The organism is Acidisphaera rubrifaciens HS-AP3, from assembly GCF_000964365.1.
In the GTDB taxonomy this organism is placed as follows: Bacteria; Pseudomonadota; Alphaproteobacteria; order Acetobacterales; family Acetobacteraceae; genus Acidisphaera; species Acidisphaera rubrifaciens.
This window is the reverse complement of record NZ_BANB01000990.1, coordinates 1-1,885: the sequence shown is the minus strand read 5'-3', so window position 1 is coordinate 1,885 and position 1,885 is coordinate 1. Positions and strand designations below refer to the sequence as shown.

Annotated in this window: 2 protein-coding genes; both read left to right on the top strand. The window is 70.9% G+C overall.

What is annotated here, in order from left to right; all coding sequences use genetic code 11:
- Positions 1–625: 625 nt before the first annotated feature.
- Positions 626–1,570, top strand: coding sequence for a pyruvate dehydrogenase (acetyl-transferring) E1 component subunit alpha (gene pdhA, locus B8460_RS19595; protein ID WP_199445700.1), 945 nt, complete (start codon positions 626–628; stop codon positions 1,568–1,570).
- Between the two features lie 3 nt (positions 1,571–1,573).
- Positions 1,574–1,885, top strand: a 312-nt coding sequence (locus B8460_RS19590) for a biotin/lipoyl-containing protein (protein WP_305790499.1), incomplete at its 3' end; no start/stop codon positions are given.

The following is a 1,885-nucleotide window of genomic DNA, read 5'->3' as shown; positions in this document are numbered from 1 at the left end:
AGCAGCAGCAGCACGACCAGGACGGCGCCATGCGCCGCGACCGACGCGATCAGCCACGGCCGGTCGCGCAGCCGGCGCCCCCGCCGCCCAAGCGGAAGCGTGGCCACGAGGCGACCGGGCGGCACGTCTTCGGGTGGGGGGGTGTGGTCGGGCCACAGGCGCGGCGGCTCGCGCCTGCGCAGGCCAGCGGGACCGGCGTTGGACGCTGTCATGGACCTCAACGTTTTCCGCCGCACGGCTAGCGGCCCGGCGCGGCGTTGTCGAGCCTGCCTGCCCGCGGCCGTGTCTCGGCCGGGCGCCGGCGGCTGCCGGGGCGCGCCGGGCCGCGGCGAATTATCCCGCTATAGCAGCCGCGCCGCGTGGGTTTCACGCGGCAGCGGTGGCGCGTACGCCGCTTGTCCAGCTTCCGTGCGGAAGCTACCTCTGGGCTGCGTGTCGTATCGGAAATAAGGATCAGCCTATGGCGCAGGCGGCCGGTGGCGGGAAGCGCGGCGGAAGCAGGGCCGGAGGCGGACGCGCGTCGCCGCCGCCCGGCGCCGCGGCAGAGGGCGCGGCGCCCAAACAAGCGGCGCAGGCCGCGACCACCGCGGATCAGGCGCCGGGCGGCGCCCTGGACCGCGCGACGATGCTGCGCGCCTATCACCACATGCTGCTGATCCGCCGCTTCGAGGAGCGGGCAGGCCAGCTCTACGGCATGGGGCTGATCGGCGGTTTCTGCCATCTCTACATCGGTCAGGAAGCGGTCGTGGTCGGCGTGCAGCTTGCGCTGACCGAGGGCGATCAGGTGATCACGTCCTATCGTGACCATGGTCACATGCTGGCGACCGGCATGGACCCGCGCGGCGTGATGGCGGAGTTGACCGGCCGCGCCACCGGCTATTCGCGCGGCAAGGGCGGCTCCATGCACATGTTCAGCAAGGAGAAGCATTTCTACGGCGGCCACGGCATCGTCGGCGCGCAGGTCAGCCTCGGCACCGGCCTCGGCTTCGCCAACTGGTATCGCGGCAACAAGAACGTCAGCGTGACCTATTTCGGCGAAGGCGCGTCGAATCAGGGACAGGTCTATGAAAGCTTCAACCTCGGCGCCCTGATGAAGCTGCCGGTGGTCTACGTGATCGAGAACAATCGCTACGGCATGGGCACCAGCGTCGAGCGTGCGTCCGCGAGCCACGACCTGTCGAAGAACGGCGCGGCCTGGGGCATACCCGGGCGGCAGGTGGACGGCATGGACGTGGCGAAGGTGCGGGCCGCCGCCGAGGAGGCGCTGGCGCATTGCCGCGCCGGGCACGGGCCGTTCCTGCTGGAGATGCAGACCTATCGCTATCGCGGTCATTCGATGTCCGATCCCGCGAAATACCGGACCCGCGAGGAGGTCCAGAAGATGCGCGCCGAGCGCGACTGCATCGAACATCTGCGCGGCGAGATGGTCGCGGCCGGCATCGGCGAGGACGAGATCCGGGCGATCGACGACGACATCAAGCGCGTGGTCGCCGACGCGGCCGAGTTCGCCCAGTCCAGCCCCGAACCCGATCCGGCCGAGCTGTGGACGGACGTGCTGGTGGAGACCTAGGCGATGACGCAGATCCTGATGCCCGCCCTGTCGCCGACAATGACCGAGGGCAAGCTGGCGCGCTGGCTGAAGAAGGTCGGCGAGGACGTCCACGCCGGCGACGTGATCGCCGAGATCGAGACCGACAAGGCGACCATGGAGGTCGAGGCGGTGGACGAGGGTCGCCTCGCGCAGATCCTGGTGGACGAGGGGACCGAGGGCGTCGCGGTCAACACGCCGATCGCCGTCCTCGCCGCGAATGGCGAGGACGTGCATGCCGAGGCGCCGCCCGCCGCCGCGCCCGCGCCGGCCCACGCACCGTCTCCCGCCGCCCCA